This is a genomic window from Luteibacter flocculans (assembly GCF_023612255.1).
Taxonomy (GTDB): domain Bacteria; phylum Pseudomonadota; class Gammaproteobacteria; order Xanthomonadales; family Rhodanobacteraceae; genus Luteibacter; species Luteibacter flocculans.
Genome location: NZ_CP063231.1, coordinates 1,517,688 through 1,544,632 on the forward strand (window position 1 = coordinate 1,517,688; position 26,945 = coordinate 1,544,632).

The 26,945-nt window shown below is 65.3% G+C and carries 23 protein-coding genes, 1 tRNA gene and 1 riboswitch; of the genes, 10 read left to right on the plus strand and 14 right to left on the minus strand.

Annotation, left to right across the window (positions count from 1 at the left end; all coding sequences use genetic code 11):
• Positions 1–2 precede the first annotated feature (2 nt).
• Positions 3–446 carry a hypothetical protein gene (locus IM816_RS06395; RefSeq protein WP_072320529.1) on the plus strand — a complete coding sequence of 148 codons (444 nt, stop codon included), beginning with the start codon at positions 3–5 and terminating at the stop codon, positions 444–446.
• Positions 447–483: 37 nt separating this feature from the next.
• On the opposite strand, the gene IM816_RS06400 is transcribed toward IM816_RS06395, so the two are convergent.
• Positions 484–1,179 carry a 4'-phosphopantetheinyl transferase family protein gene (locus IM816_RS06400; protein ID WP_250340234.1) on the minus strand — a complete coding sequence of 232 codons (696 nt, stop codon included), beginning with the start codon at positions 1,177–1,179 and terminating at the stop codon, positions 484–486.
• A 256-nt stretch (positions 1,180–1,435) separates the two neighbouring features.
• On the opposite strand from IM816_RS06400, the gene IM816_RS06405 reads away from it, so the two are divergent.
• The 3 genes from IM816_RS06405 (at position 1,436) to IM816_RS06415 (ending at position 5,908) form a co-directional block, all read left to right on the plus strand.
• The gene (locus IM816_RS06405) at positions 1,436–3,013 is read left to right on the plus strand and encodes an ArnT family glycosyltransferase (protein WP_250340235.1); all 1,578 of its coding nucleotides are present in this window, start codon (positions 1,436–1,438) and stop codon (positions 3,011–3,013) included.
• Positions 3,014–3,161: 148 nt separating this feature from the next.
• On the plus strand, positions 3,162–3,578 hold the full coding sequence (locus IM816_RS06410; RefSeq protein ID WP_072320532.1) for a heavy metal-responsive transcriptional regulator: 417 nt from the start codon (positions 3,162–3,164) through the stop codon (positions 3,576–3,578).
• Complete coding sequence (locus IM816_RS06415) at positions 3,575–5,908, plus strand: heavy metal translocating P-type ATPase (protein ID WP_250340236.1); 2,334 nt, start codon at positions 3,575–3,577, stop codon at positions 5,906–5,908. Before IM816_RS06410 ends, IM816_RS06415 begins: the two co-directional genes overlap by 4 nt.
• 17 nt (positions 5,909–5,925) lie before the next feature.
• Here IM816_RS06415 and IM816_RS06420 read toward each other — a convergent pair whose 3' ends face one another.
• From IM816_RS06420 to IM816_RS06440, 5 genes are all read right to left on the minus strand, one after another.
• A complete protein-coding gene (locus IM816_RS06420; protein ID WP_250340237.1) occupies positions 5,926–8,331 on the minus strand; it encodes a GH92 family glycosyl hydrolase in 2,406 nt (801 codons plus the stop codon).
• Between the two features lie 99 nt (positions 8,332–8,430).
• Entirely contained in the window at positions 8,431–9,306 is an 876-nt protein-coding gene (locus IM816_RS06425; protein WP_250340238.1) for a bestrophin family protein, read from the minus strand.
• The gene (locus IM816_RS06430; protein ID WP_250340239.1) at positions 9,303–9,968 is read right to left on the minus strand and encodes a carbonic anhydrase; all 666 of its coding nucleotides are present in this window, start codon (positions 9,966–9,968) and stop codon (positions 9,303–9,305) included. The genes IM816_RS06425 and IM816_RS06430 overlap by 4 nt, the downstream gene beginning before the upstream one ends.
• A gap of 510 nt (positions 9,969–10,478) precedes the next feature.
• Positions 10,479–13,349: an aminomethyl-transferring glycine dehydrogenase gene (gene gcvP, locus IM816_RS06435; RefSeq protein ID WP_250340240.1), complete on the minus strand. Its 2,871-nt coding sequence runs from the start codon at positions 13,347–13,349 to the stop codon at positions 10,479–10,481.
• A gap of 42 nt (positions 13,350–13,391) precedes the next feature.
• Positions 13,392–13,486: riboswitch (glycine riboswitch) on the minus strand.
• A gap of 173 nt (positions 13,487–13,659) precedes the next feature.
• Positions 13,660–14,295 carry a TetR/AcrR family transcriptional regulator gene (locus IM816_RS06440; protein ID WP_256470281.1) on the minus strand — a complete coding sequence of 212 codons (636 nt, stop codon included), beginning with the start codon at positions 14,293–14,295 and terminating at the stop codon, positions 13,660–13,662.
• A gap of 77 nt (positions 14,296–14,372) precedes the next feature.
• Here IM816_RS06440 and IM816_RS06445 point away from each other — a divergent pair, with 77 nt between their 5' ends.
• Both IM816_RS06445 and IM816_RS06450 read left to right on the plus strand, forming a co-directional pair.
• Positions 14,373–15,101, plus strand: a complete 729-nt coding sequence (locus IM816_RS06445; protein ID WP_250340242.1) for an SDR family oxidoreductase — start codon at positions 14,373–14,375, stop codon at positions 15,099–15,101.
• A 1,148-nt stretch (positions 15,102–16,249) separates the two neighbouring features.
• Entirely contained in the window at positions 16,250–16,399 is a 150-nt protein-coding gene (locus tag IM816_RS06450) for a hypothetical protein (RefSeq protein ID WP_250340243.1), read from the plus strand.
• 18 nt (positions 16,400–16,417) lie between these two features.
• Here IM816_RS06450 and IM816_RS06455 read toward each other — a convergent pair whose 3' ends face one another.
• Both IM816_RS06455 and IM816_RS06460 read right to left on the minus strand, forming a co-directional pair.
• The gene (locus tag IM816_RS06455; RefSeq protein WP_250340244.1) at positions 16,418–16,777 is read right to left on the minus strand and encodes a hypothetical protein; all 360 of its coding nucleotides are present in this window, start codon (positions 16,775–16,777) and stop codon (positions 16,418–16,420) included.
• Between the two features lie 58 nt (positions 16,778–16,835).
• Positions 16,836–16,920 (minus strand) — tRNA-Leu (locus tag IM816_RS06460).
• Between the two features lie 122 nt (positions 16,921–17,042).
• Between IM816_RS06460 and rnr the strand changes: the two genes are divergently transcribed.
• From rnr to sugE, 4 genes are all read left to right on the plus strand, one after another.
• Positions 17,043–19,793: a ribonuclease R gene (rnr, locus tag IM816_RS06465; protein ID WP_425602618.1), complete on the plus strand. Its 2,751-nt coding sequence runs from the start codon at positions 17,043–17,045 to the stop codon at positions 19,791–19,793.
• A complete protein-coding gene (gene rlmB / locus IM816_RS06470; protein ID WP_250340245.1) occupies positions 19,790–20,536 on the plus strand; it encodes a 23S rRNA (guanosine(2251)-2'-O)-methyltransferase RlmB in 747 nt (248 codons plus the stop codon). Before rnr ends, rlmB begins: the two co-directional genes overlap by 4 nt.
• A complete protein-coding gene (locus IM816_RS06475; protein WP_250340246.1) occupies positions 20,533–20,805 on the plus strand; it encodes a CBU_0592 family membrane protein in 273 nt (90 codons plus the stop codon). The genes rlmB and IM816_RS06475 overlap by 4 nt, the downstream gene beginning before the upstream one ends.
• A gap of 128 nt (positions 20,806–20,933) precedes the next feature.
• Entirely contained in the window at positions 20,934–21,248 is a 315-nt protein-coding gene (sugE, locus tag IM816_RS06480; RefSeq protein ID WP_250340247.1) for a quaternary ammonium compound efflux SMR transporter SugE, read from the plus strand.
• Between the two features lie 188 nt (positions 21,249–21,436).
• On the opposite strand, the gene phoU is transcribed toward sugE, so the two are convergent.
• The 6 genes from phoU to rnt all read right to left on the minus strand — a co-directional run bounded on the left by phoU (position 21,437) and on the right by rnt (position 26,839).
• The gene (phoU, locus tag IM816_RS06485; RefSeq protein ID WP_072320544.1) at positions 21,437–22,150 is read right to left on the minus strand and encodes a phosphate signaling complex protein PhoU; all 714 of its coding nucleotides are present in this window, start codon (positions 22,148–22,150) and stop codon (positions 21,437–21,439) included.
• 22 nt (positions 22,151–22,172) lie between these two features.
• Positions 22,173–22,997 (minus strand): phosphate ABC transporter ATP-binding protein PstB, encoded by an 825-nt coding sequence (pstB, locus tag IM816_RS06490; protein ID WP_250340708.1) that lies wholly within the window; start codon positions 22,995–22,997, stop codon positions 22,173–22,175.
• 1 nt (position 22,998) lies between these two features.
• On the minus strand, positions 22,999–23,868 hold the full coding sequence (gene pstA, locus IM816_RS06495) for a phosphate ABC transporter permease PstA (RefSeq protein ID WP_250340248.1): 870 nt from the start codon (positions 23,866–23,868) through the stop codon (positions 22,999–23,001).
• On the minus strand, positions 23,868–24,899 hold the full coding sequence (gene pstC, locus IM816_RS06500; protein WP_250340249.1) for a phosphate ABC transporter permease subunit PstC: 1,032 nt from the start codon (positions 24,897–24,899) through the stop codon (positions 23,868–23,870). The genes pstA and pstC overlap by 1 nt, the downstream gene beginning before the upstream one ends.
• A gap of 117 nt (positions 24,900–25,016) precedes the next feature.
• The gene (pstS, locus tag IM816_RS06505) at positions 25,017–26,033 is read right to left on the minus strand and encodes a phosphate ABC transporter substrate-binding protein PstS (protein ID WP_250340250.1); all 1,017 of its coding nucleotides are present in this window, start codon (positions 26,031–26,033) and stop codon (positions 25,017–25,019) included.
• Positions 26,034–26,179: 146 nt separating this feature from the next.
• Positions 26,180–26,839 carry a ribonuclease T gene (gene rnt / locus IM816_RS06510; RefSeq protein ID WP_250340251.1) on the minus strand — a complete coding sequence of 220 codons (660 nt, stop codon included), beginning with the start codon at positions 26,837–26,839 and terminating at the stop codon, positions 26,180–26,182.
• Positions 26,840–26,945: the final 106 nt, after the last annotated feature.

A 26,945-nucleotide genomic window follows, 5' to 3' on the forward strand; every position in this document is an offset into this window, starting at 1 on the left:
CCATGCGACTGAAATGGCACCAGACGATCGCCCGTTACCTGCTTGGTATCCTCTACGTCTTTGGCGCCGTCGATGGCGTGCTGGAGATGGGCTTCCACATCTACCTCACGGGCGAATCCGAACTGGCATCGTTCCACGGCATGCTGCAACACACCGCGTATTTCTGGGTGTTCCTGAAAGGCGTGGAGGCGATCGGCGGCCTGAGCCTCGTGCTCAATCTCAAGCCGGCGTTCGGCACGGCCATCCTGGCGCCGATCACGGCCGTGCTGTGTCTGTTCTACGCGTTCGATCTGCACTGGTACTACGCACTGATCGTCGTGGGTGCGCTGCATGCAATCCTGCTGCATGCGTATTGGCCGAGCTACCGGATGATGTTCGCGGACTACCCGATGCGCCGTGGCACGGCGTCGGTACCGATGGCGGATCCCCTGCCCGAGGCGCGATGAGCCAGACGCGGCGCGTGGTGGCGGTTCGACGCGACGGTCACCACGCGCAGGCGGTCATTACCATGCGCTCGTCCAGCCAGGTCACGCTGGCATGGAACCGCATGCCGCGCGACAAGCCGCTGACGAGATCCTCGTTGACCACGAGGTCCAGCAGGCCGGCGTCGCCCATACCCAGCACGCGCACGGCGCTGAAATCGAACACTCGGCCCACCGTTTTCGCCGTGGCCTTGTAGAAGCTCTCCTTGGCAGAGAACACCGTGGTCAGGGCCGCGGCTATCCCCATCTCGCCGGCCAGCACGTCCATGGTCCGACGTTCGTCGTCGACAAGGACAAGTTCGCGCAGCGCATCGAGCCCGGAGGCGGCCGGTATCCGCTCGATGTCGATGCCGACCCCGCGCAAATCGGAGTCTCCCGTGACCACTGCCGCGGCGACGCCGTCGCTATGCGTAATGCTGCCCAGGAAACCCTGTGGCCAGACAGGCGCCCGATCCGCGCCGACGGCGATGTCTGAGACGGAACACCCTTGTTCGCGTAGCGCCGCGATGGCGCAGCGTCGCCCGGCCAGAAATTCCGCCTGACGCTTCGGCACGGCGCGCGCAAGGGACGCCGCCATGACGAAGCCGTGTCGCGCGAAGTCCGAATCCGACGGATCGCGCGGATCGAAATATCGCGCGAATGCGGCGGGCAGGCCACGGTCCAGCGCGTCGAGCGAAAGGCGAAAGAAGTCGGGCATGCGGTGGCAGTGGCGAGGAGAGGGCAGCGATTCCAACAAAGAGCGGGATGCTGATGACTCTAGCCGATCGGGTGACGGCGAGGGCGGCGGTGGGACGGTCTTTTGGCTCCAGCTTGATCCAACGGTGGTTTCGTAACAACCGTTGCAGGTTCGTGACACCGATCGATGGACTTCTTGCCGTTGGCGCGGCTTCGCCTGCACGCGACCGGCATAAAATCTCAGTTGCCCCTAAGCGGGGCCAACTAGGCTGCCGCGCATGACTCCTTCCCGCGCGACGTTCGAGTGGTGGCGTGACCGTCCGTGGCTGGTCGCGCTCCTCTGGCTATTGCCCGCTGCGGTGCTCCCGGTCGTCCCCATCGACGAAACGCGTTATCTCTCGATCGCCTGGGAAATGCACCGAACGGGCGACCTGTTTGCACTGACCTTGAATGGTCAGCCCTATATGGACAAGTCACCTCTGCTGTTCTGGCTCGTCAATGTCGCCTGGAGCCTGCTGGGTGTCTCGACCCTCACTGCTCGCCTGCCAGTCATCGTCTGCGCCGTCGGCAGTGTGGCGACGGTCGTGGCGATCGCGCGGCAAATGCATCACCGCGATCCCGTTGCCGCCGGCTGGATCATGTTGCCCTTCGTCGTGTTCGGGGCGTTCACGCCCATTGCCATGTTCGATGTGCCGCTGGTGTGTTTCGTTGCGTTGGGACTGCTCGGTATCGTGATTTCGGCGCAAGGGTCGCGTTGGCGCGGCTGCGCGGTGATTCTGGTCGCTGCATCGCTTGGGCTGCTCATGAAGGGACCGGTGTATCTTTTGCATCTGGCCGGCCCGCTGGCGCTGGTCCGCTGGTGGCACGCTGGTCCGCTTGAGCGACCGGTATCCATGGCATTTGGTATCGCCGCGTGCATTGTCATAGCCTGCGTGCCATTGGGAGCATGGGCGGTGACGAGCGCATTGCGCCTTAATGGGGTACCGGTCATCACTACACTTGCCCACCAGTCGGTAGGGCGTGTGACGGAGAGCTTCGCGCACAGGCGAAGTGCCCTGTGGTATCTGCCGTGGGTCATCCCGTTTCTGTTGCCGTGGACATTCTTGTGGCGTTGGCGCCGTCTATGGGCCAACCGCAGGCGTGTGATCGAGACTCGCATCGGCCGGCTGGGTATCGCCGCATCGTTGCCGGCGTTCGTGGCGTTCTCGCTCATCAGCGGCAAGCAGATTCACTACCTGCTGCCACTGTTGCCGGGCATGGCGCTCCTGCTCGCTGAGTTCTACGCCGCTGACGAGGCATTCCTGTCGCATCGGCGAGTCTGGATCGTTCTCGTCGTTACCGCGGTGGCATGGGCGTGGCCGGTCGCCAACGCCGTCATTGGCATGCGCGGCAATGCGACATGGTACGTTGCTGCACTTATGTCGGCGGTGCTGCTTACCCTTGGCGCATGGGCCGTACGTCACCTGCGAACCGCCAAGGACTCCGAGAAGCTCCCGGCGTCGTCGTTGGCGAGCCTGCTCGCAGTCATCTCCGCGGTGCTGCTGATCGGCACGCACGTCAAAGCGCACATGGATCCCCAGGAACTGGCCGACGCCGTCAGCGATCTGCAACGTCGTGACATCGTCGTCGTCGCGGTGAGTGACGAGCCCGGCATGGTCACCTATCTTGCCCGCTTGCCGAAGCCGCTGCCCATCGTTGCGAACACCAAGGCATGGGCAGCAAGTCATCCGCAAGGGCTGGCTCTGGTACATGCAAGTCGTGGCGAACCCCCGGATTTTGTGCAGACACCCATCACGTTGGCGGACGGATGGGAGGGCATCGTTCCCGCTTCCCGTCTTCGGGAGGTGCATCCATGATGGTGGCTGATGCACAGGGTGATCCGGGTAGGTAGCCACTCCGATGCACGCGTAACACGCCCAGGTGACAAGGTAAAAGGAGCTCGACAAAGCCAGCCTGGCGTATATGCTTGACTCTAGACCTAGATCAAGGGTCTAGACTTGCCCCATGACCACTCAACCAGCCCTCACCATCGGACGCGTCGCGCAGAGCGCGGGCGTGGCTATCGACACCATTCGCTTCTATGAGCGGGAAGGGCTGTTGCCCGAGCCGCGGCGGCGGCCCTCGGGGTACCGGGAGTACGACCAGGGCGCCGTGGCGCGGCTTCGCTTTATTCGGCGCGCCAAGGATCTTGGCTTCACGCTGGAGGAAATCCGCGACCTGCTGGCGCTTTCGGCTGACCGGCACGGCGGGGTTGAAGGCGTGCGCGAGCGCGCCGCGGCGCGCTTGCGGGCCATCGACGCGCGCATCGCGGAGTTGCAGCGCGTGCGCGATGGGCTCTCCGAGCTGGTGGAGGCCTGCCCGGGGCATGGGGCGCCGGAAGACTGCCCGATTCTGAAGGCCCTGGCGGAGCCGGAAGCATGAGCCACAGCTGTTGCTCGCACGGCGCGGCCGATATCGCCGCGACCGTGCTCGATCCCGTTTGCGGCATGCACGTCGATCCGGCGAAGACGCCGCACCACTTTACGCATGAGGGCCACGATTACGCCTTCTGTGGCGCTCGGTGTCGCGAGCGTTTCATGCAGGATCCGGCCAAGTATCTTGAGCCGAAGAAGCCTGAGGCACCCGTGCCGGCAGGCACCATCTACACCTGTCCGATGCACCCCGAGGTGCGTCAGGAAGGTCCCGGCTCGTGCCCGAAATGCGGCATGGCATTGGAGCCGGCCATGCCGTCTCTGGATGACGACGATGGCGAGGTCCGCGCGCTCGGCCGTCGTCTCGGCCTGCTGGCCGCGTTGACCTTGCCGGTGCTGCTCGTCGCCATGGGGCCGCATCTGTTCGGCTGGATGTGGCCGGCACCGTGGGATGCGATCGCTGGCTGGACCGAAGCGCTGCTGGCGACGGTGGTGGTCCTGTGGGGCGGCGCGCCGTTCTTTGCCCGCGGCTGGCGCTCGCTGATGCCGTGGTCGCCGAACATGTACACCTTGATTGCGCTGGGTACCGGCGTGGCGTGGGTGTACAGCGCCGTGGCGTTCGCGTTGCCGGCGCTGTTTCCGCTCGGCATGCGTGACATGCATGGTCATGTGGCCGTGTATTTCGAATCGGCGGCGGTCATCGTCACGCTGGTGACGTTGGGCGATTTCCTCGAACTGCGTGCGCGGCGACGTACGGGCGACGCACTGCGCGGCTTGCTCGGTCTGGTGCCGACCACCGCGCGGCGCATCGGTGACGATGGCAAGGAAGACGACGTGCCGCTGGATGCGCTTCGCGCAGGCGATCGCGTGCGCGTGCGGCCCGGCGAAAAAGTGCCGGTCGACGGCAGCGTGCTCGAAGGCGAGAGTCACGTCGACGAATCGATGCTGACCGGCGAGGCGATGCCGGTTGCCAAGAAGCCGCACGATGCATTGACCGGCGGTACCCAGAACCAGCACGGCGCACTGATCATGCGCGTGGATCGCGTGGGCGCCGACACGGTGCTGTCTCGCATCGTCGCCATGGTGGCGGAGGCACAACGCTCGCGCGCGCCGTTGCAACGGCTGGCCGATAAAGTAGCGGCCTGGTTCGTGCCCGTCGTCGTCGCCGTGGCTTTACTCGCGTTTGCCGTCTGGTGGTGGGTAGGGCCCGAGCCGGCGCTCGCGCACGCGCTGGTCGCGGCAGTATCCGTACTCATCGTCGCCTGTCCCTGCGCACTCGGTCTCGCCACTCCGATGTCGATCATGGTGGCGAGTGGTCGCGGTGCGAAGGCGGGTGTGCTGTTTCGCGATGCCGCGGCGATCGAGCGCCTGCGTGAGGTCACCACGTTGGTGTTCGACAAGACGGGCACCCTCACCGAGGGGCGGCCGGCGCTCGTGGATGTTCGCTGCTTCGGACATGAGCGCGTCGAAGTCCTGGCCTTCGCAGCGGCCGTCGAGCGACCGAGCGAGCACCCGTTGGCCGCGGCCATCGTTACAGGCGCGGAGAACGAAGGCATCGCCATCCCGGCGGTAACGGGATTCCAGATGCTCGTGGGCCGAGGCGTCACCGGGCGCGTGGACGGCCACGACGTGTCGCTGGGTAACGCCAAGCTTATGCAGGACGAACGCGTGGATATCGCCGCGGCGGAGGCATTTGCCTCGCAGGCGCGGTCCAAGGGCGCGACCGCGATGCATCTCGCGATCGACGGCCGGCTCGCCGCATGCGTCTCGTTGGCGGACGCGGTGAAGGCCTCGACGAAACCTGCCCTCGATGCCCTGCACGCGGCAGGGGTGCGCTTGATCATGGCGACCGGTGACAACGAAGCGACCGCGAAGGCCGTCGCACGTGACCTGCCGATCGACGACGTCCACGCAGGCGTTTCCCCGGAAGACAAGGCTCGCCTTGTCGGCACATTGAAAGCCGAGGGTGCGGTCGTCGCGATGGCCGGCGACGGTGTCAACGACGCGCCCGCGCTTGCGGCGGCGGACATCGGCATCGGTATGGGCAACGGCAGCGACATCGCCATCCAGAGTGCGTCCGTGACCTTGCTGCGTGGCGATCTCGCGGGCATCGCTCGCGCACGTGCGCTGTCCGAGGCGACGGTGGCGAACATCCGGCAGAACCTGTTCTTTGCCTTCGTCTACAACGCGGTGGGCGTGCCTGTGGCGGCGGGCGTGCTGTATCCGCTGTTCGGTATCACGCTCTCCCCGATGCTGGCGGCGCTGGCCATGAGCTTGAGCTCCGTCTCCGTCGTGGCTAACGCACTGCGGTTGCGCCGCGGCGATACCGCCGCGGTGTGACAGTCACGCCATAAGGATCAACGACGGACGTCGAACGAAGGCGGCGCATCCGCTGCCTTCGTTGCCCAGGCCTTATTGGGTGTGTTCGACAGGTCGAACGTCAGCGTGCCGCCTTTCAGCGCGAACGATTCCGGCAACCAGGCGCGTGAGGTGGGTTTGCCGTCGACCTTCAAGGCGGTGACGTACGGCTTGCCCGGACCGGCGTTCGGCGCCTCGATCGTCACGTCGCCGCCCTCGCGATGTACCACGGCGCGGGTGAAGATCGGGCTGCCCACCACCATTTCCGCGCGGCCGGGAATGGATGGGTAGATGCCGAGGGCAGCGAACACGTACCACGACGACATTTCGCCGAGATCGTCGTTGCCCGGGATGCCGTTGGGGGCGTTGAGCCAGATCGTATCGAGCACGCGGCGCACGAGTTCCTGGGTCTTCCACGGTTGGCCGGCGAAGTTGTACAGCCACGGCGTGCCAATCGACGGTTCATTGTCGAGTTCCGCATGCAGCGGTCCGGACTTCGTGACGGCAAAGCTGCCGTCGGGCTGGTAGAAGAAGGCGTCCAATCGCTGGCGCGCCTTGTCGCGGCCGCCCATCGCATCGAACAGGCCGCCGACGTTGAACGGCACCATCCACACGTATTGCGCTGCGCTGCCTTCGACGAAGCCGTCTTCGGTCGATGGCGTGAACGCGTGCGGCGGCACCTTGTCGTCGTCCTGCACGAGCGCCCAGGTGCCGTCGGCGTTTCGATTACGGATGTAGCCGCCTTCGGGCGTGGCCTTCGGATCGAACAGGTTGCGCCAGTACTGCGCGCGTTCGAGGAAGCGTGTCGACGTGGCCGTGTCGCCAAGCCGCGCCGCCAGGGCGCTGATGCCGAACTCGGCGGCCACGGTTTCCAGCGTGTCGGCAGCGGGGCCCCAGGCTGGAGCGCCGACTGGGATGTAATGCAGCTTCAACCAGGTATCCAAGCCAGGGCGCTGCCCGACGCATTCCACTTCGCAGCCATCGTGCGAGGTGTCGAGTGCGGTGGGGTGGTCCGCCGCGTGTGCGAGCGATGCGAGTGCGCCGTGCATGTCGAAATCGCGTGCGCCGAACGCGACGATGCCCGCGAGCGCGGCGGCAGCGGGATCGCCATTCATCACGTGCGTGCCGCCGTTATTGTGTGTCCAGCGATCCCATACGCCGTGGTTCTGCTGCGCCTGGTTGTAGAGGCTTTGTGCAATGTCGCTGGCGGTCTTCGGCTCCAACCATGCCACCAGCGGCAATTGCGAGCGATAGACGTCCCAGCCGGAGAAGTTGGCGTATTGCGCCTTTTGCTTGCCGGCGACGCGATGAATTTCACCATCGAACCCGCGGTATTCGCCATTGACGTCACTGAAGACATTCGGGTGCATGAGTGCGTGATAGAGCGCGGTGTAGAACACCGAGCGCTGGTCCGGTGTACCGCCTTCGATGTCGATATGCGAAAGACGTGCGTTCCACGCGGCGACGGCGCGATCGCGCACCGTATCGAACGTCGTGCCGCGCGGCGTTTCCGCATCGAGATTCGCCTGCGCGTTGGCGGCGCTGACGTAAGAGATACCCACCCGCACGTTTACCGCGCCGACGCCCTTGGCGAAGCCCACCCACGCACCTGAGCCCTTGCCCGTTTCGGGGAAGCCCTTGGGGCCGTATCCGGTACCGCCTTCGGCATGTGTGTCGCCCGCGGTGACGGTGGTGTCGTGCCACGCGCCCGCCGATGCAAACGGCTGGTCGAACTCCGCAACGAAATACAGCGTGTAGTAGCTGCGCCGGTCGGCCTCGTTGATATAGCCGCAGAAGTTGCCGCTGGTAACTTCGCCGGTGACGCGCTGATGGGATTTATCCACCGACACGGATGCATGCTCCGAACCGGCTTCGGAATCGGAGACGCGAACGAGCACGTTCGCGGGCTTGCCGGCGGGAAAGGCGAAGCGCGCTGCGCCCGAGTGCAGCGCAGCGGCGAGATCGACGCCCACGCCGTTATCCAGGGCGACGCGATAGTGCCCGGCCTTCGCTACTTCGTTGGTATGCGAGAACGTGGCTGCATAGGTATGACGAAAGTCGGTGGACGGCGAGGCGGTCACATCTTCCGTGATCGGCATGATCGGCACGTCGCCCGAGCCGCCCGCACATCCCCAGCCTTCGACGTTGGTGAGGCTGAAACCGCGGATGGCGGTGGCGCGGTACTCGTACCCGCCCGGCGCGGCGATCGGCGCCTTCTTGCCTGGCAGCGGCGACGCTTCCGGGCTGAACTGGAGCATCCCGAACGGCACCACCGCGCCCGGGAAGACGTTGCCGCCGTTGCTCGTGCCGATCAGCGGATTGACGAGATCGGCGGGGCCAGTGGCAGCCGTCGCCAGGGCTGGGAGGAGGGCGGCGACGAGAACGAGCGGGCGTGCGACGCGCAAGGGCAGATCTCCGGGATCGGGATTTGTATCGATTGAAATCGCTTACGGAGTAGAAGTCCCGTGCCAGGGGTCACGGTGCCCGCCGAAGCGGGCGGTACGTCACCAAAGGATGCCGTCGACCGGCTTGACCGGCTCCAGCCCGTGATGCTCGCCGAGCATGTCGCGCAGATCGATCTCGATGCTTCGGGTGAGCGTGGTGAGCGGTACGTCGTCTTCCTTGTTCTCGAACGGGTTCTGCATGTCGTTACCGATCTGCAGCAGGGCAAGAAACAGGAAGCCCGCGACCGTGGATCCCAGCGGCGTGTACAGACCCAGGCTTTCCACCAGGCCCAGCGGCAAGAGCAGGCAGAAACCGTGGGTGAAGATGGCAGGATAGGTCGCGTACTGCTGCGGCAGCGGCGTGTTCTTGATCCGCTCCATGCCGCCTTGTGCGTTGCTGATGTCCGACATCGTGCGCGCTAGCGTGGCGAGCAGGATCGGATCGGGTCGGCTTTCAGGCAGCAGGACGGCCGTGTCCGCATGGATGGCATTGGGCACGTTGGCCACGCTGCGCAGGCGCTTCAACTCGTCGGTGCCGAGGTGGGCTTCCAGTTCTTCCCACGGGGCCTGCCGACGCAGATGCATGCGCAGGGCATGCACATAGGCGATCTGCCGATGGGCGACCGTGACGGCCAGGCTGCGATCCGGCAGCAAGGTGAGCGCATCGCGCGCGAGGGTGCGCGATGCGTTGACCATCGCACCCCACAGCGTGCGAGCCTCCCACCAGCGTGCATAGGCGGTGGTGTTGCGGAAGCTCAAGTACACCGCCACGGCCGAGCCGAGCAGGGTGAGCGGCAGCGCGGGAAACTCCACCCAGCCAGGCCCGACGAAGTACCAGACCGCCGTGACGGCGACGTCCCATGCCAGCAGCCAGACCAGCGGACGGCCGACGTAACGGAGAATGTGACCGACGTGCGCCCGTCCGGGCAGGATCATTGGCCGTTCTCGCGCTTGATCGCCTCCGCCAGAGGCACGAAGTGGTCGCTGGTTTCGTCCAGCACGGAGACCTTGCCGTCGCCGATGTTGTAGACCCAACCCTGCAGGTTGAGCTCCCCATTGGCGCGCGCGGCGGCCACGGCCGGATGCGTCCGTAGGTGGGCAAGTTGCAGGCGCACGTTTTCCTCGATCACTGTGCCCAGCATGTCGGGCCCGTCCACCTTGCGAGCGAAGACCGCGCTTCGTGCGGCCTGCGCGTTGCGCAGCCAGGCTTCCACGGTGGGCAGGTCCTTGGTGGAATCCGGATTGAGCAGGCCCTTCATGGCGCCGCAATCGGTGTGTCCGCACACCACCACGTGGCGCACGCGCAGCACGGCCACCGCAAACTCCACGACCGCGGACACGCCACCCAGCATTTCGCCATAGGCGGGCACGATGTTGCCGATGTTGCGGCAGACGAACAGCTCGCCCGGCTGGGTCTGCGTGATCATCTCGGGAACCACGCGGGAATCGGCGCAGGTGATGAATAACGTGTGCGGGCTCTGGCCTTCGGCCAGTTCGCTGAAAAGCTTCTGGCTCTCGGGGAAGACCTTGTGGCTGAAGTCTTCGACGCCCTTGAGCAGGCCCAGCAGGCTGTCGTCGCGGGGGGTGTCCTGGGTCATTCGCTACCTCGTAGTACGGACCGCGCGGGGCGGGGCGCGCGAAGTTTATGCCAAAGCGGGCCGCTGCGGATGCGCGGGAGTATGGGGCGGCATTCCTCAGCGATTCGTGACGATTGCCCGGTCTACGCACAAAAAAAGGTTCGTTGCGGAATTCCGGGGTGCAGTCTGGATACGTCGGCTCGTTCGCCGCGGCGTGACGGCATGGTCCAGCGGCTGGAGCTACCGCTAGCTTGTGCGGCGAGGCCAGAGCCTTCGGTGTCCCCCCTCGCTGCTTCAGACAGGTCCTCCGCGTTCGAAAAGGACGGCCGCTGGCGCGGCCCGTGTACCTAGTGGCCTTCGGCCGCTCTCTTGTGCGGAACTCGCCTCGAGGGGAGACACCGAAGACTCCCGCGATGATTGAGGTTGCGTGTTGGGAGAGCCACAACCGCTAGAAAACCTTCCCGGTAATGCGCAATGAACCCAAAAAAAAGCCGCCCTGCTTGCACAGGGCGGCCTGGGTTCACCTGAGGCTTACGCTTCCGCGTCTTCCTTGTACGCGTCGATCGGAATGCAGGCGCACATGACGTTCTTGTCGCCGTAGACGTTGTCCACGCGCGACACCGGCGGCCAGTACTTCGACAGCTTCAGCGAGGGCAGCGGGAAGGCCGCAAGTTCTCGCGGATAGGCGTGAGTCCACTCGCTGCCCGTGACCATGGTGGCCGTGTGGGGAGCGTTGCGCAGCGGGTTGTCCTCGCGATCCAGGCGACCGTCTTCCACCGCGCGGATCTCGTCGCGGATCTGGATCATGGCGTCGATGAAACGGTCCAGTTCGTGCTGCGATTCGCTCTCGGTCGGCTCGACCATCAGCGTGCCCGCCACGGGGAAAGACAGCGTCGGCGCGTGGAAGCCGAAGTCGATGAGGCGCTTGGCGACGTCTTCAGCGCCCACGCCCGTGGCGTCCTTCAGCGGGCGCAGGTCGAGGATGCACTCGTGGGCCACCAGGCCGTTACGGCCGGTGTAGAGCGTCTTGAAGTGCGGCGCGAGACGCTTGGCGATGTAGTTGGCGTTGAGCAGCGCGACCTGGGTCGCCTTACGCAGGCCTTCGGTGCCCATCAGCGTGATGTACATCCAGGAGATCGGCAGGATCGACGCGGAACCGAACGTTGCCGCGCTGACCATACCCACGTCGCCCTCACCGCCGAACGCGCGCGGAAGGAACGGCGCGAGATGCGACTTGACCGCGCACGGGCCCACGCCCGGGCCACCGCCGCCGTGCGGAATGCAGAAGGTCTTGTGCAGGTTGAGGTGCGAGACGTCCGAACCCCACTTGCCCGGCTTGGCGACGCCGACCAGCGCGTTCATGTTCGCGCCGTCCGTGTATACCTGACCGCCGTGCTTGTGCACGGCTTCGCAGATGGCGACCACGTCTTCCTCGAACACGCCGTGCGTGGACGGGTAGGTGATCATGATCGCGGCGAGGCGGTCCGAGTACTTCTCGGCCTTCTCGCGGATGTCGTCGACGTCGACGTTGCCGTTGGCATCGCAGCGGGTGACCACCACGGTCATGCCGCACATCTGCGCCGATGCCGGGTTGGTGCCGTGCGCCGATTCGGGAATGAGGCAGATGTCGCGATGACCTTCGCCGCGCGAGCGGTGATAGGCGCGGATCGCCAGCAGGCCGGCGTATTCACCCTGCGCGCCGGAATTCGGCTGCAGGCTCACGGCGTCGTAACCCGTGCATTCCACCAGCATCGCTTCCAGCTCGTCGATCAGCTGCTTGTAGCCCTGGGCCTGGTCGGCCGGGGCGAGCGGATGGATGTTGGCGAACTCCGGCCACGTCACCGGAATCATCTCGGCGGTGGCGTTGAGCTTCATGGTGCACGAGCCCAGCGGGATCATCGTGCGGTCGAGCGCGAGATCCTTATCGGCGAGGCCGCGCAGGTAGCGCAGCAGTTCGTGCTCGCTGTGATGCGTGTTGAACACCGGATGCTGCAGGAAGTCGACGTCGCGCAGCAGGGCCTTCGGCAGCGCGTCCGGCGTGGCGGCGTCGAGCGCGTCGATGTCGTCGATCGAGGCGCCGAAGACGCCCGCGAGCGCCAGGACGTCCGCGCGCGTGGTGGTTTCGTCGAGACTGATACCGACGCTGCTGCCGTCGATGGCACGCAGGTTGATGCCGGCTGCTGCAGCCTTGGCATGGATCGCCTTGGCATCCACGCCGGTGACGTGCAGCGTGTCGAAGAAGTCGGCGCCGGTGGCGACGCCGGCCTTGCCCAGTGACGCGGCGAGGATGGCGGTGAGCCGATGCGTGCGACGGGCGATGCGCACGAGCCCCTCCGGACCGTGGTACACGGCGTACATGCTGGCCATGACGGCGAGCAGTACCTGCGCGGTACAGATGTTGGACGTGGCCTTCTCGCGGCGGATGTGCTGCTCGCGCGTCTGCAAGGTGAGCCGATAAGCCGGCTTGCCTTCCGTGTCGACGGACACGCCGATCAGGCGGCCCGGCATCGAGCGCTTGTACGCATCGCGGCAGGCGAGATAGGCGGCGTGCGGGCCGCCGAAGCCGTAGGGCACGCCGAAGCGCTGCGTGTTGCCCACGACGATGTCCGCGCCCCAGGTACCCGGTGCGGCGATCAGTGTGAGCGCGAGCAGGTCGGTGGCGACGCACACGACACCGCCGCGTGCATGCGTGGCATCGGCGAGCGCCTTGTAATCGTTGATGCGGCCGAAGGTGTTCGGATACTGCAGCAGCACGCCAAAGCTCTCGACGCTGGCGCCTTCGCTGTCGTCGCCCACGTGCAGTTCGATGCCGATGCCGTCGGCGCGTGTGCGCAGCACTTCAAGCGTCTGCGGATGGACGTCCTTGGAGACGAAGAACACTTTCGACTTGGACTTGGCCGAGCGCTTGGCAAGCGCCATGGCTTCGGCTGCCGCGGTGCCCTCGTCGAGCAGCGACGCGTTGGAGATGTCCATGCCGGTGAGGTCGGCGACCATCGTCTGGAAGTTGATCAGGGCTTCCATGCGGCCCTGCGAGATTTCTGCCTGGTACGGCGTATATGCCGTGTACCACGCCGGATTTTCCAGCACGTTGCGCAGAATGACGTTCGGGGTGAGCGTGCCGTAGTAGCCCTGGCCGATGAAGCTCCGGAACACGGTGTTGCGGTCCGCGATGGCGCGGATCTTCGCCAGCGCTTCCTCTTCCGTCACGGCGCGGGGCAGGGCGAGCGGGGCAGGCGACTTGATCGAGCCGGGGACGATGGCGTCGGTCAGCGCGTCGAGCGAATCGTGGCCGACCACGCGCAGCATCTCGCCGATTTCGGCATCGTTCGGGCCGATGTGACGCTCGATGAAGGCGCCGTGGTTCTCAAGATCGCGCAGCGAGGGAGAGGTTTTCTGGCTCATGGGCTTGGAGGCATCCGCAGTAACGCGCCGTGCCGGCACGTGGGGCGCCCCTCTGTCCTTTTGCCTGAGAGTTTGGAGGCGGAAAGCCTCTTGCACCTTCGGCGCCGGATCGAACCGGTCTCTCCAGAGTGATGACTGCGCGGTGGTATGGGAGCCTGAGCGATTACGGGCGTTGCGCCTTCGGCAGCGGGTCCGTCCGCTTCTCCCACCGAGCCTTGCGGGGGGAATTATACAGGGCTGCGGGCGGGGATGTCGGCGGGGCTTGGGTGGGCGTCGGAGGCCGGGAGCATCGGCGCCGCCCGGTGCTTCGCTAGGACCGATCGGCCCGCGCCAACACATAGGCCCGGCACATGGCGGGCAGTTCGCTCCGCAGGACGGCAATCGCCTCCGGGGAGGCTTCGTGTTCGAGCACGGCCTGCACGGTGCCCGTCATCAACGTGCGCAACGCGTAACCGGTGCGCGATACGTCGTCGAAGCGGACGTCCGGCGCACCGGCCAGCAGACGCGCGACGATGTCGTCGGCGCGCTGCCGTATATCCTCGACGAGCGACGCCGTTTCCAGTTCGGTGGCGACCACGTAGAGCACCCGGGTACCGGGCATGCCGCGCAGCTTGGCATCGAGGTAGGCATGCGCAAGCCCCTCCGCCATCTCGGCGAGCGGCGCGTGTTGCAGCCGCTCGCTGGCGTCCTCGAGCGCCGCGATCACCTCTTCGAGGTAATCCTCCAACACCGCATACATCAGCGCCTGTTTGTGCGGGAAGTACTGGTACATCGTGCCGACCGAGACGCCGGCGCGAGCTGCGACACGCGTCGTGGTCAGGCCGTGGTAGCCGTCCATCAGCAAAACCTGAATGGTGGCCTCGAAAATGGCCGCCACTGTGGCTGCCGAGCGCGCCTGGCGCGGCGTTTTCCGCGGTTTTAGAGCGTCGGAAGGGGCGACGGGCATATGCGAATGTAAATCCTGAAAAGTGATGCCAAGTCTACGTTGGGGACGACCCGCCACCTATCCAACGAGGAACCCGCATGACCCAGCAAGAACGCATCACCCTCATCACCGGTGCCAACAAGGGCATCGGCCTGGAAGTCGCTCGGCAGCTTGGCAAGGCAGGCCATCGCGTGTTGCTCGGCGCTCGCGACGCGGGCCGCGCGCAGGCCGCGGCCGATCGGCTGCGCGGCGAAGGTGTGGACGCGCGCATCGTCGCCATCGACCTCGACGACCCGGCATCGGTTGCGGCCGCCGTCGCCGACGTCGAGCGGCACGAAGGCCGCCTCGACGTCCTGGTGAACAACGCCGCCGTCGTCGACCCTGCCGACGGCCCAGCCGGCACCGCCGACCCCGCCGCTGTCCGGCGCATCTTCGACACCAACTTCTTCGGCAGCATCGCGGTCACCCAGGGCTTTCTTCCGCTGCTCCGCAAGTCGGCCGCCGGCCGCATCATCAACGTGTCCAGCGGCCTGGGCTCGATCGCCCTGAACGCCGATCCGAAGTGGGAGTACGCGGCGGTGAAACTGCTCGGCTACAACGGCTCCAAGGCGGCGTTGAACCTTTTCACCGTCCTTCTCGCGGCCGAGTTGGAAGGTGAAGGCATCCGGGTGCACGCGGTCAATCCGGGCTACACCGCTACCGATCTGAACGGCAACAGCGGCCATCAGACCGTCGCGGAAGGTGCGCAAGAGATCGTCCGTCTGGCACGCCTGGACGGTGGCCCCACCGGCACCTTCACGAACAAGGACGGCCCGGATCCCTGGTAAGCGTTCAAGTGAGCCAGCGTCTCGATCTCGCGGACGCGTGGCTCTTCGTTCTTGTGGGAGCCGCCATGGCGGCGAGGGGAAGCTTGCCAGTGGGAGCCACGCGCCGGTGGGAGCCAGCCTGCTGGCGATGGGAGCTTGCCTCACGCTAAACCGCTTCGTTGGCTTTTCGCCACCAGGGTGGCTCCTACCTTTGCTTCGTAGGTATCGCGCCGCTATATGGCGGCTCCCGCCTTTGCTTCGTTGGTTTCCCCCCGCTGTGGCGACTCCTGCACATTGTCCTCGGCGCTTCGTTGGGGGCCGGAACTTGCCCCGGCGATCCTGGTCTCTCAACCAGCGACCGCTAGGGGACAGGTACGGTGCCGCCAGGGAAGAACACCACGATCACTCGGTTGCCATGGCGGCGCATTGTCGGGAACGGCGTGCTTTTCGGCGTTATCGCTTCGCTGCACCTGTTCCTTTTCGTCGTCCTCATAGCGATGCGTCCGCGCTTCTTGCCTGGCGACATGCCTTGGCACCGTGGCAACGACGTCGCGCTTGAGGTGCGATGGGTCGCGGTGCCTTCCGTTGCGCGTGCCTCGTCGCCCGCCAGGTCGGTGATGCCTCGCGGCCCGAGCCGACCCACGCATCGACCATCGATAAACCGCGGGACGAGCCTGTCGTCGGCCGCCTCCACGCCTCATCCTGCGGCAGCGTCCGTACCCATGGGAGACACGTCCGTTCCTGGCGATTTGCCTCAGGCGGCAGCGGCGAACGACTTCGGAGACCCGTCGATTCGCCGTGCGCTCAATGATGATGCGTCCGGAGCCGCTCCCGCATTGCCCGGCGGAAGCGATGCGTCTCTGTCGCGGGCGTTTCGTGTAGCACAACCGCCGAGCCTCAAAGATCGAGTGAAGTCCGTCGGCAATTACATGAATTGCAGCATCGTCGAAATGGCTCGCAATCGCCCGGGCCAATTGAACGTGGTGCGGATAGGCGAGGCATACAGCGCGCTTGGCTGCAAGAAATAACGAGCGGCGCAGCGTTTCAAGTGGGAATAGAATGGGCGAGCAACACCGGAGGCGGATATGGCGAAGCAGCGAAGCTACTGGTTCGGACGCAAGCGCGTTGGCTGGGGTATCGGCCCGACTAGCTGGCAAGGTTGGGCAATCATGGCCGCCTACACCGCGCTCATGATCGCTTCAACGAAAGTCGGATTTCTCGTCGCGCACCCCATGTGGGAGGGCGTGCTGGCGGTGTCGCTTACCTTCGCCTTGTTCGCGGTGATGTTCGTCACCTACGACCGGTCCGAACGCATGTGACGCATTGTGTTTGAGCGCTCAGGCTTGCGTATGGCCCGTGTCGCGCTCGATCCACGTGAGCACGAATGCTTCCAGCGACGTGCGTGGCGGAAGTTTCAGGCCGGCAGCATGGACGAAGGCAGCGGATGCCTGGAGAAATGCCTGCTTCGCTTGCGCAGAGTCCCGTCGCGCTGACGCCTGTCGCTGGCGCATCTGCACAACATGCGTCGACGGCTGTCCAGGCCGGGCGAACTTCGCATACCGGCGCAATTCGTCAGCAGCCGTGGTGGTGTCACGCGCCGCACGATCCATGGCGGCTCGACATTCGCGCGCATGAGCGAGGTGAGCCGAGGCTTCGGCGCTGAGGCTGGCGGACGGGGGGAGAGGAATGCCGCTCATGAATACTTAGCCCCTAAAACAACGAAGCCCCGCATCGCTGCGGGGCTTGGTCTATAATTGGTGCCCAAGAGAGGACTCGAACCTCCACGGTTTTACCCGCTAGTACCTGAAACTAGTGCGTCTACCAATTCCGCCACCTGGGCAGGTGTCTCGAAGCAGCGTCGCCGCCCCGTGAGCCGCGTAGATTAGGTAGGTCCGGGAAACTTGTCAACGATTTTGCACTCCGGATGTGAAACTATTCGCATCCCCCTTCAAAGGTTTCTACGTGACGAAGAAAAAGAAAGGTTCGGGCGCCGAACACGGCCCCCGTAAACCCAAGGCCAGCCGCCCCGGCAAGGCACTGGCCAAGTACGCCGACCGCATGCCGGCCGCGGTCGATCCGCATGCCGAACGCGAGGCGCAGCGCTACGACCAGCCCATCCCCAGCCGCGAGGCCATCCTGGCCCTGCTGGAGGAGCGCGGCGAGTTGCTCATGGCGGAAGACATTGCCCGGGCGCTCCGCCTGTTCACCGATTACGAGATCAACGCCCTGGGCAAGCGCCTCGGGGCGATGATTCGCGATGGCCAGCTGCTGCGGAACCGCCGCGGTGGCTACGCGCCCGCGCAGAAGCTCAGCCTCATTCCGGGCCGGGTGATCGCCAACGCGGAGGGCTACGGCTTCCTGCGGCCAGACGAAGGCGGCGACGATCTTTATCTCTCGCCGTCGCAGATGCGCAGCGTGCTGCACGGGGACCGTGTGCTTGCCAGCGTGGTCGGTATCGACCGTCGCGGCCGCCGTCAGGGCGCTATCGTGGAAGTGCTGGAGCGGCGTTCGCCGCGCCTCGTGGGCCGCGTGGTCGTCGAGAACGGCGTGACCCTGGTCGAGCCGGACGACCGCCGCCTGCACCAGAACATCATGATTCCCGCCGGCCGTGACGCTGGCGCGCGTTCGGGCGAGATCGTGGTCGCCGAGATCACCGATCCGCCGACGCCGCATCGCGGCCCGCTGGGCACCATTCGCGCGGTATTGGGCGAGCGCCTGGAACCGTCGCTGGTGGTCGAGATGGCGATTGCCAGCCACGACCTTCCGCACGAGTGGCCGGTGCCGGTCGTTCGCCAGGCCGAAGAAGTGGAGCCGAAGGTCACGTCCGACGAGCGCAAGGGCAGGGTGGATATCCGCAAGCTGCCGCTGGTGACGATCGACGGCGAGGACGCGCGCGACTTCGACGACGCGGTCTACGCCGAGGCGCTGAAAGGCGGCGGTTTCCGCTTGATCGTCGCGATTGCCGACGTGTCGCACTACGTGCCCGTGGGTACGCCGCTGGACGTGGAAGCCTACGACCGCAGCACCTCCACGTATTTCCCGGGCTTCGTCGTGCCGATGCTGCCCGAGACGCTGTCGAACGGCATCTGCTCGCTCAATCCCAAGGTCGATCGCCTGTGCATGGTCTGCGACATGGAGATCGACGAGGAAGGCGAGGTCCAGCGCGCCAAGTTCTACGACGCGGTGATGTACTCGCATGCACGACTCACCTACAACAAGGTCTGGCAGGCGGTGGGTGAGCGCAACGCGGACGTGCGCCACGAAATCGCCGACGTGCTGCCGCAGGTGGAAACGCTGCATCGGCTGTACAAGGTGATGGCGAAGGCGCGCAAGCGTCGCGGCGCCATCGATTTCGAAACGCCCGAGGTGAAGTTCCGCCTCGCACCGTCGGGCGACGTGGTGTCCATGGGCGCCTCGGATCGCAACGACGCACACAAGCTGATCGAGGAATGCATGATCGCCGCGAACGTGCAGGCGGCCAAGTTCCTTTCCAAGCGCAAGGTTCCTGCGCTGTATCGCGTGCATGCGCCGCCGCCGGCCGAGAAGTACGAGGACCTCCTGCAGTTCCTGCGCGAGTTCAAGCTCAAGATGCCGCCGGCCGACGAAGTCACCCCAGCCGACTTCTCCGCGCTTTTGAAGAAAGTGCACGATCGTCCGGAAGCAGAACTGATCCAGTCGGTGTTGCTGCGCGCACAGAGCATGGCCGTGTATCACCCCGAGAATCAGGGGCACTTCGGCCTGGCGTTGGATGCGTACGCGCACTTCACGTCGCCCATTCGCCGTTACCCGGATCTGCTCGTTCACCGCGCCATTCGCTACGCCATTACCAAGGGCAAGCCTGCCGACTACACCTACAGCGAAAGCCAGATGGCTTCGATGGCCGTGCATTGCTCGCAGCGCGAACGTCGTGCCGAGGAAGCCGAGCGCGATGTCGACGAGCGCTTCAAGTGCGCGTGGATGGAGAAGCACGTCGGCGAAGAATTCGCCGGCACCATCACGGGCGTGACCTCGTTCGGCCTGTTCGTCGAACTGGCGGCGTCGCGTGTGTCGGGTCTCGTGCACGTGTCGCAGTTGCCCAACGATTACTACAAGTTCGATCCCACGCGTCACCTGCTCTCGGGCGAGCGCACTGGCGAAAGCTATCGCCTGGGCGACTACGTGAGCGTGCAGGTACTGCGCGCCAGCCTGGAAGATCGCAAGATCGACTTCCGTCTCGTGGCCCGTCTTGCCGCCTTGCCGAAGCCGCCTCCGCCGGTATCCACCTTGCCCCCGCGCGCGCCGCGTTCGGGTATGGCGGAAGCGGGCATGGCGATCGGTCGTGCGGCGAAGAAGGCCGTGGGTCGCATTTTCGGAAGTCGCACGAAGAAGGTGGCCGAGCCGGTCGAGGCACCGGTGCGGGTTACGCGTCCGGTTGCCGAGTCCGAGACCGCTGCTCCGTCGCAGCGGCGCGGTTCCGGCCGGCACGGTGGCCAGGCGGGCGGCTACGAGCAGCCGCGCGGCAAGGGCGGCGGAAAGGCTGCGGCCGAACCGTCGAGGCGCGGACGCGCCTCGAACGAAGATGCGCCGTCGCGAGGCCGTGGCCCCGCGAAGACCGCCCCGCGAAAGAACACCGTGACCGAGACGCCGGCCAAGACGGCACCGGCCAAACGCACCGCCACCAAGTCGGCGACGAAGGGTGCGCCGCGTAAACCCAGGAGCAAGCCGCAGGCATGAGCGAGACGTGGATTGTCGGCATCAATCCGGTCGAGGGTGCACTCGCCAACGATCCGGATCGTGTCCGTGAAGTATTGATAGAGCAGAACTCCAAGAACGCGCGCGTGAACGAGATCGCCGCGCAGGCCCGCAAGCTGGGCTTGCCGGTGAAACCGGTGGGCAAGGAGCAACTGGAGAAGCTCGGTGGCGAAGCACGCCACCAAGGCGTGATCGCACGCTATGAAACACCGCCGCTGCGCAGTGAGAACGATCTTCCCGCGCTGCTCGATGCGGCGGGCAGTGACGCACTCGTGTTGGTGCTCGATGGTGTGACCGATCCGCACAACCTCGGTGCCTGCCTGCGCAGCGCTGCGGCAGCTAAGGTCACGGCGGTCGTCGTGCCGAAGGATCGCGCCGTGGGCATCACGCCTACCGTACGTCGTGCCTCGGCGGGCGGCGCCGATCTCGTTCCGGTGATTGCGGCGACGAATCTCGCTCGTGCGCTGCGTCTGCTCAAGGACGCTGGCGTGTGGATCACCGGATTGGATGGCGATACCCAGCAGTCCATCTACGACATCGACCTCAAGGGGCCCATCGCGTTGGTGATGGGCAGCGAGGGCGATGGCATGCGCCGCTTGACCCGCGACACATGCGATTTCGTGGCGAAGATCCCGATGCCCGGCAACATGGAAAGCCTCAACGTGTCCGTGGCGACTGGTGTCGTTCTGTTCGAGGCGTTGCGTCAGCGAGGAGGAGCACGATGAACCTGTTCTGGCACGACTGGGCCGGTCTGATCGGCGTAACCCTGGTCTTGATCGCGTTCTTCCTTTTGCAGGCGCATAAGCTTTCAGGGCAGGGGTATCCCTATCAGGTGATGAACCTGCTGGGCGCGTTTGGCATTCTTCTGTCGCTGATCTTCGGCACGTTCAACCTGTCGGCATTCCTGCAGGAAATGGCTTGGTTTCTCATCAGCGTGTACGGCATCGTCCGTGGCGTACGGTTGCGCCGCGCGGCGACCGTCATCCCGCCCTGAACGGCGCGCCACCGATACGCCATCGATAAACTGACACGCGGGCCGGCGCCATGCCGGCCCGCTCGGAAGGACGACCTTCCGTATGCCTTCTCTCCGCGGGGACGACCCCGCCCTGGCGGAGCCATGTCATGTACTGGATGATTCTTTTTCTAGCCGGTCTTTTCGAGATCGGCTGGGCCGTCGGCCTGAAATACACCGAGGGATTCACCCGCTGGTGGCCGAGCGTACTCACGGTGCTGGCTATGATCGTCAGCATCGTTCTGCTGGCTGTTGCCACCAAGAAGCTGCCGCTGGGCACTGCTTATGCGGTGTGGACCGGCATCGGTGCGGTGGGCGCGGTGACGCTCGGTATCGTGCTGTTCGGCGAATCGGCCCAGCCGTTGCGGCTGCTTTGCGTCGGGTTGATCGTGGCGGGCATCGTGGGCCTGAAGCTCACCGCCTGATTCAGCGGCGTCGAGCGAGTGGTGCGGCGAGCGCACGGTTGCGGGCATGTCGCCCACTTGCCTCGCCGCCATGGAGGCTCCTACAACGTTAGCGCGTGAGCCGCCATTTCATTGTGGGAGCCGCCATGGCGACGAGGCAATCTCGCGCAGGCAGTGATCCTCCGCCGCTGGAACGGTTCTACGACGGACTACTTGCCGAAATCCGGGTTTGCAGTGGTGTCGCGCTTGGCGCGCGGCGCCACCAGCGGCTCACCGTGCACGACGAACCACACGTTCTCCGCGATGTTCGTGGCGTGGTCGCCGATGCGCTCGATGTTCTTCGCCATGAACAGCAGGTGCGTGCACGGCGTGATATTGCGCGGATCTTCCATCATGTAGGTGAGGAGAGCGCGGAATACAACCGTATAGGCCTCGTCGAGGTCCGCATCGGACTTCCATACTTCGTACGCTGCCTCGGCATCCTGGTCGTTATAGGCCTTGAGCACGTTGCGAAGCTGGTCCGCCGCGAGTTCGGCGAGGTTGGCGAGACCACCGGCGGCGGTGATCGGCGCCACGCGGCTGAGCGGGATGGACCGCTTGGCGACGTTGGCGGCGTAGTCGCCGATGCGTTCGATGTCGGCGGCGATGCGCAACGCGGCGAACACGTTGCGCAGGTCGCCCGCGATCGGAGCGCGCAGGGCCAGCAGACGAACCACGTCCTGGCTGATTTCCTGCTCCAGGGCGTCGATGGCGTCGTCGTTGTCGACCACGCGCTGGGCGGCGCGTTCGTCGCGGCGCTCCACGACGTCGATGGCGGCTTCGAGCTGCGCGACGGCGAGTTCGCCCATCCGGACGATCTCGCCGGTGAGGCGCTTCAGTTCGTCGTCGTAGCTCTTGATGATGTGCTGGTGCGTGTTGTTCATCGCTTGCCTCGGAATCGGGGGCTTAGCCGAAACGGCCGGTGATGTAGTCTTCCGTCTGCTTCTTGTCCGGCTTGGTGAAGATCTTTTCGGTCCGGTCGAACTCGATCAGCTCGCCCATGTACATGAAGGCGGTCATGTCCGAGCAGCGTGCGGCCTGCTGCATGTTGTGGGTCACGATCACGATCGTGAAGTCCCGCTTCAGTTCTTCCACCAGTTGCTCGATGCGGCTGGTGGCGATGGGATCGAGCGCGGAGGTCGGTTCGTCGAGCAGCAGGACCTCAGGCCGCAGCGCAATGCCGCGGGCGATGCACAAGCGCTGCTGCTGGCCGCCGGACAGGCCTAGCGCGCTTTGCTTCAGCTTGTCCTTCACCTCGTCCCACAGGGCCGCGCTGCGCAGCGCTTGCTCGACGCGACTTTCCATGTCGGCGCGCGAGAGCTTCTCGTGATGGCGGATGCCGTAGGCCACGTTCTCGAAGATCGTCATCGGGAAGGGCACGGGCTTCTGGAACACCATGCCGACCTTGCTGCGCAGACGGTTCAGCGAGTACTTCGGATCGAGGATGTTCTCGCCGTCGAGCATGATCTCGCCGCTGGCGCGCAGGCCCGGGTAGATCGCATAGATGCGGTTGAAGATGCGCAGCAGGGTGGACTTGCCGCAACCGGACGGACCGATGATCGCCGTGACCTGCTTCTCCGGAACGTCGAGCGAAATGTGCTTCAACGCATGGAAGTCGCCGTAGTGGAAGTTGACGTCGCGCGCGGTCATCTTCGCCGGCACCTGGCCAAGGTCCACGCCCGAGGCGTGGGGCGACGTGCCGAAGCCCGGCTTGGCGGCCACTTCGTTCATGTTAGTCATGGGACACCTTGGAACGCGAGAAGATAAGGCGGGCGATAAGGCTGAGCGCCAGCACGAACATGGTAAGCACGAAGGCGCCGGCCCAGGCGAGCGTGTTGATGTCGGGACTCGGATCCTTCGTGTACTCGTAGATCACCTGCGGCAGGCTCGGCATCTTGTCCAGCGGGTTGAAAGTCATGAAGTTGTTGCCGAACGCCGTGAATAGCAGCGGAGCGGTCTCGCCACTGATGCGCGCGAGGGCCAGCAGCACGCCGGTGACGATGCCCGAGCGTGCGGCACGGATCAGGATCTGCGTGGTGAGCTTCCACTGCGGGACGCCGAGGGAGAGCGCGGCTTCGCGCAGGGTGCCGGGCACCAGGCGCAGCATCTCGTCGGTGGTACGCACGATAACGGGCAGGGCGATCAGGGCGAGCGCCACGCCGCCAGCGAGACCCGAGAAGGTGACTTCGCCGTGAGTGAGGTACTGCGACGGCAGCACCACGATCGTGTAGACGAACAAACCGAGCACGATGGACGGAGCGGACAGCAGGATGTCGTTGAGGAAGCGGATCGTCGGGCCGAGGCGAGAACGGCGGGAATACTCCGCCAGCCATGTGCCGGCCGCGACGCCGATCGGCGTGGCGATGAGGATGCCCAGCACATTGAGGATCAGGCTGCCCACCATGGCGTTGGCCAGGCCTCCCTCCTCACGGTAGGCGGTGATCTTGGTGAAGAGCTGCGGCCTTAGCGCGGCGATACCCTGGCTCAAGGTCTCCCAGAGAATCCAGGCAAGGAAGAGCAGGCCAACGCCCGTGGCCGCGATGCTCAGCGTCATGGCCAGAATGTTCTTGATCCGGCGCTTGGTGTAGAGCGAAGCAGACATCAGCGGCCCTCCTTGGTGGCGAGGCGGCGGAGCATGAGTCGCGCGATGAGGAGCACGATGAACGTCACTACGAAGAGCAGGAAGGCCAGCGCCATCAGCGAGGAGCGCTGCAGCCCCTGCGCTTCGCCGAACTGGTTGGCGATGGTAGAAGCGATGGAGCTGCCGGTCTCGAGGAAGGAGAGCGAGAACTTGAAGGTGTTGCCGAGCACGAAGGCGACGGCCATCGTTTCGCCGAGCGCTCGGCCGAGACCGAGAAACACGCCGCCGATGACGGCAGTACGTGTGTAAGGCACCACGATGTCCCAGACCACTTCCCACGTGCTGGAGCCGAGCGCATAGGCCGACTCCTTGAGACGCGTCGGCACCGTCTGGAACACCTCGCGCATCACGGAGGAGATGAAGGGGATGATCATCACGGCGAGCACGAGGCCCGCTGTGAGCACGCCGGCACCGAAGAAAGGGTATTCGCTGGAGAAGAACTTGGCGATCCCCGGCACGTGCTGGACCAGCCACGACACCTTGCCGTCGGGTGGATCGGCGCTGAAGTTGTTCATCAGCCACGGCTTGATGTGCTCCGCGACGAAGGGCGCGAAGATGAAGAGACCCCACATGCCGTAGATGATCGAGGGAATGCCGGCCAGCAGTTCGATGGCCGAGGCGACGGGACCGCGCAGCCATTGCGGTGCGATCTCAGTCAGAAAGAGGGCGATGCCGAAGCTGATCGGCACGGCGACCACGAGGGCGATCAACGCGGTACCGACGGTCCCCATGATGGGTACCAGCGCACCGTACTGGTCGTTGCTCGGGTCCCAGGCGGCGCTGGTCAGGAAGCCCCAGCCGAATGTGCGGAACGCGTCCTGGCCGAGCCAGAGCGTCGAGCCCGCCGCACCGACGAGAGACAGAAGCACGAGAAGGGCGCAGACCTTCAGTACCGCACCGAAGACGCGATCGTTGCGCGAGTCCCGGGCATTGCGGGCCGCCTCGACGGATCGATCGGGGGCCGTCATGGCATTGCTGGCGGTGGCATGCATGGTGGATGCGGTTTCCGAGGCCTGGGCAAACTGTGGGTCGCCGCTCCCTGCGGAACGGCGACCCCCTTTTACGACAGTCTGGACCGGAAGTATTTCACCGGCCGGACAGATCGGCGATTACTTGAAATCGGAAGCCCAGTAAGCCTGGATCTTCTGCGTCAGGGCCGGCGGCAGCGCGACGTAGTCGAGCGAGGCGGCGTCGCCCTGACCCTTGTCGAACGCGTACTTGAAGAAGTCGAAAGCGACCTTCGTGTGCGACGCGTTCTTGGACTTCTTGTACATGATGATCCAGGTGGTGGCGGTGATCGGCCACGCCTGGTCGCCCGAAGCGTTCGTCATGATGAGGTTGAAGTCCTTGGCCGAGGCCCAGTCAGCCGTGGCGGCTGCGGCAGCGAAGGTCTCTGCGGTCGGCTCCACCCACTTGCCGGCGGCGTTCTGCATCTGCGCGTAGGAGATGCTGTTCTTCTTGGCGTAGGCGTACTCGACGTAGCCGATCGAGCCCGGGATCTGGCGGACGTACTGCGAGACGCCCTCGTTGCCCTTGCCACCCACGCCGGTCGGCCAGTCGACGGCCGTGCCGAACTTCACCTTCGACGCCCATTCCGGGCTGACCTTCGACAGGTAGTTGGTGAAGTTGAACGAGGTGCCCGAGCCATCCGAACGATGCACGACGGTGACCTTGACGTCCGGGAGCTTGAGGCCCGGATTCGCGGCGGCGATGGCCGGGTCGCTCCAGCGGGCGATCTTGCCCATGAAGATATCGGCAAGCAGCGGACCCGTGAGCTTGAGCTCGCCGGCCTTGACGCCCTGGAGGTTCACGACCGGCACGATGCCGCCCACGACGCTCGGGAACTGACCGAGACCGAACTTGGTGAGGTCTTCGCTGCTCATCGGCGCGTCGGAGGCGCCGAAGTCGATGGTGCCCTCCTTGATCTGCGCGATACCCGCGCCCGAGCCCACGGACTGGTAGTTGATCTTGTTACCCGTCGTCTCGGCGTACTTCGCCGACCACTTGGACAGGACGGGATAGACGAAGCTCGAACCGGCACCGGTGATGTCGGTGGCCTGCGCGGCAGAGATGCCGAACAGCGAGGCAGCGACCAGCGCGGCAATGCGGAGTTTGCGTGTGAACACGGAGAAATCCTCGATGGATAGAGTGTCGGGCGAAGCCCGCCCGGGGCCGTATTCCAGCCCTGCCGTGTTGCAATGAGACGTACCGAATGTTGCAGCGATATGACACCCGCCTTTTTGGTGTCATATTCAGGAACTTACGAAAATGCTCAGGCGATCAGCGGTGCCGTCGTTTCACGCTCGGCAAGCTCCAGCCGACGCCAGCGGTTCACGATCTCGCAGAACAGCTGGGCGGTGCGCTCCGCGTCATAGATGGCCGAGTGGGCCTCGCGGGTGTCGAATTCCAGGCCCGCGGCAAGCACCGCCTTGCTGAGCACCGTCTGCCCATAGGCGAGGCCGCCGAGCGTGGCGGTATCGAAGCAACTGAACGGGTGGAACGGGTTGCGCTTGTGCCCCACGCGGCGCACCGCGGCATTAAGGAAAGCGAGGTCGAAGGCCGCATTGTGTCCGACCAGCACGGCGCGCTGGCAGCCGGCGACGCGCACCGCTTCGCGGATGGCGTTGAAGACGTGATCCAGCGCCTGCCGCTCGGGCAGGGCGCCACGGAACGGGTGGTCGGGGTCGATGCCGGTCACTTCGAGCGAGCGCGGGTCGATGTTCGCCCCTGGAAAGGGCTCGACATTGGCGGCCACCACCGGCTGGGGCACCAGGAGCCCCGAGGGTTCCATGGCGATGGGAACCACGGCGATCTCCAGCAGGGCGTCGCGTTCGGCGTCGAATCCGCCTGTCTCGACATCCACGATGACCGGCAGAAATCCCCTGAACCGCCCGGCCATGGTCGATGCGGTGCTATTGCTCGTCGTATCCATCCGCGAAGGATATCAGCCCGAACGGGCGGGGCGCGCCGGCTGGATGTCGTCTGTGTCGCCGATTTGTCACAAGCGGCGCATTGAACGGTGGTGGTCGACCGATTCT

Excerpts from the sequence above, each read along its gene's own strand:
- IM816_RS06440 (WP_256470281.1), bottom strand. The coding sequence starts at position 14,295 with ATGCCCGTCGCCCCTTCCGACGCTCTAAAACCGCGGAAAACGCCGCGC.
- IM816_RS06415 (WP_250340236.1), top strand. The coding sequence starts at position 3,575 with ATGAGCCACAGCTGTTGCTCGCACGGCGCGGCCGATATCGCCGCGACC.
- IM816_RS06475 (WP_250340246.1), top strand. The coding sequence starts at position 20,533 with ATGAACCTGTTCTGGCACGACTGGGCCGGTCTGATCGGCGTAACCCTG.
- IM816_RS06450 (WP_250340243.1), top strand. The coding sequence starts at position 16,250 with ATGGCCGCCTACACCGCGCTCATGATCGCTTCAACGAAAGTCGGATTT.
- IM816_RS06410 (WP_072320532.1), top strand. The coding sequence starts at position 3,162 with ATGACCACTCAACCAGCCCTCACCATCGGACGCGTCGCGCAGAGCGCG.
- pstC (WP_250340249.1), bottom strand. The coding sequence starts at position 24,899 with ATGCATGCCACCGCCAGCAATGCCATGACGGCCCCCGATCGATCCGTC.
- pstA (WP_250340248.1), bottom strand. The coding sequence starts at position 23,868 with ATGTCTGCTTCGCTCTACACCAAGCGCCGGATCAAGAACATTCTGGCC.
- pstB (WP_250340708.1), bottom strand. The coding sequence starts at position 22,997 with ATGAACGAAGTGGCCGCCAAGCCGGGCTTCGGCACGTCGCCCCACGCC.
- IM816_RS06405 (WP_250340235.1), top strand. The coding sequence starts at position 1,436 with ATGACTCCTTCCCGCGCGACGTTCGAGTGGTGGCGTGACCGTCCGTGG.
- gcvP (WP_250340240.1), bottom strand. The coding sequence starts at position 13,349 with ATGAGCCAGAAAACCTCTCCCTCGCTGCGCGATCTTGAGAACCACGGC.
- IM816_RS06445 (WP_250340242.1), top strand. The coding sequence starts at position 14,373 with ATGACCCAGCAAGAACGCATCACCCTCATCACCGGTGCCAACAAGGGC.
- rlmB (WP_250340245.1), top strand. The coding sequence starts at position 19,790 with ATGAGCGAGACGTGGATTGTCGGCATCAATCCGGTCGAGGGTGCACTC.
- IM816_RS06400 (WP_250340234.1), bottom strand. The coding sequence starts at position 1,179 with ATGCCCGACTTCTTTCGCCTTTCGCTCGACGCGCTGGACCGTGGCCTG.
- IM816_RS06430 (WP_250340239.1), bottom strand. The coding sequence starts at position 9,968 with ATGACCCAGGACACCCCCCGCGACGACAGCCTGCTGGGCCTGCTCAAG.
- IM816_RS06425 (WP_250340238.1), bottom strand. The coding sequence starts at position 9,306 with ATGATCCTGCCCGGACGGGCGCACGTCGGTCACATTCTCCGTTACGTC.
- IM816_RS06395 (WP_072320529.1), top strand. The coding sequence starts at position 3 with ATGCGACTGAAATGGCACCAGACGATCGCCCGTTACCTGCTTGGTATC.
- sugE (WP_250340247.1), top strand. The coding sequence starts at position 20,934 with ATGTACTGGATGATTCTTTTTCTAGCCGGTCTTTTCGAGATCGGCTGG.
- phoU (WP_072320544.1), bottom strand. The coding sequence starts at position 22,150 with ATGAACAACACGCACCAGCACATCATCAAGAGCTACGACGACGAACTG.
- IM816_RS06455 (WP_250340244.1), bottom strand. The coding sequence starts at position 16,777 with ATGAGCGGCATTCCTCTCCCCCCGTCCGCCAGCCTCAGCGCCGAAGCC.
- rnt (WP_250340251.1), bottom strand. The coding sequence starts at position 26,839 with ATGGATACGACGAGCAATAGCACCGCATCGACCATGGCCGGGCGGTTC.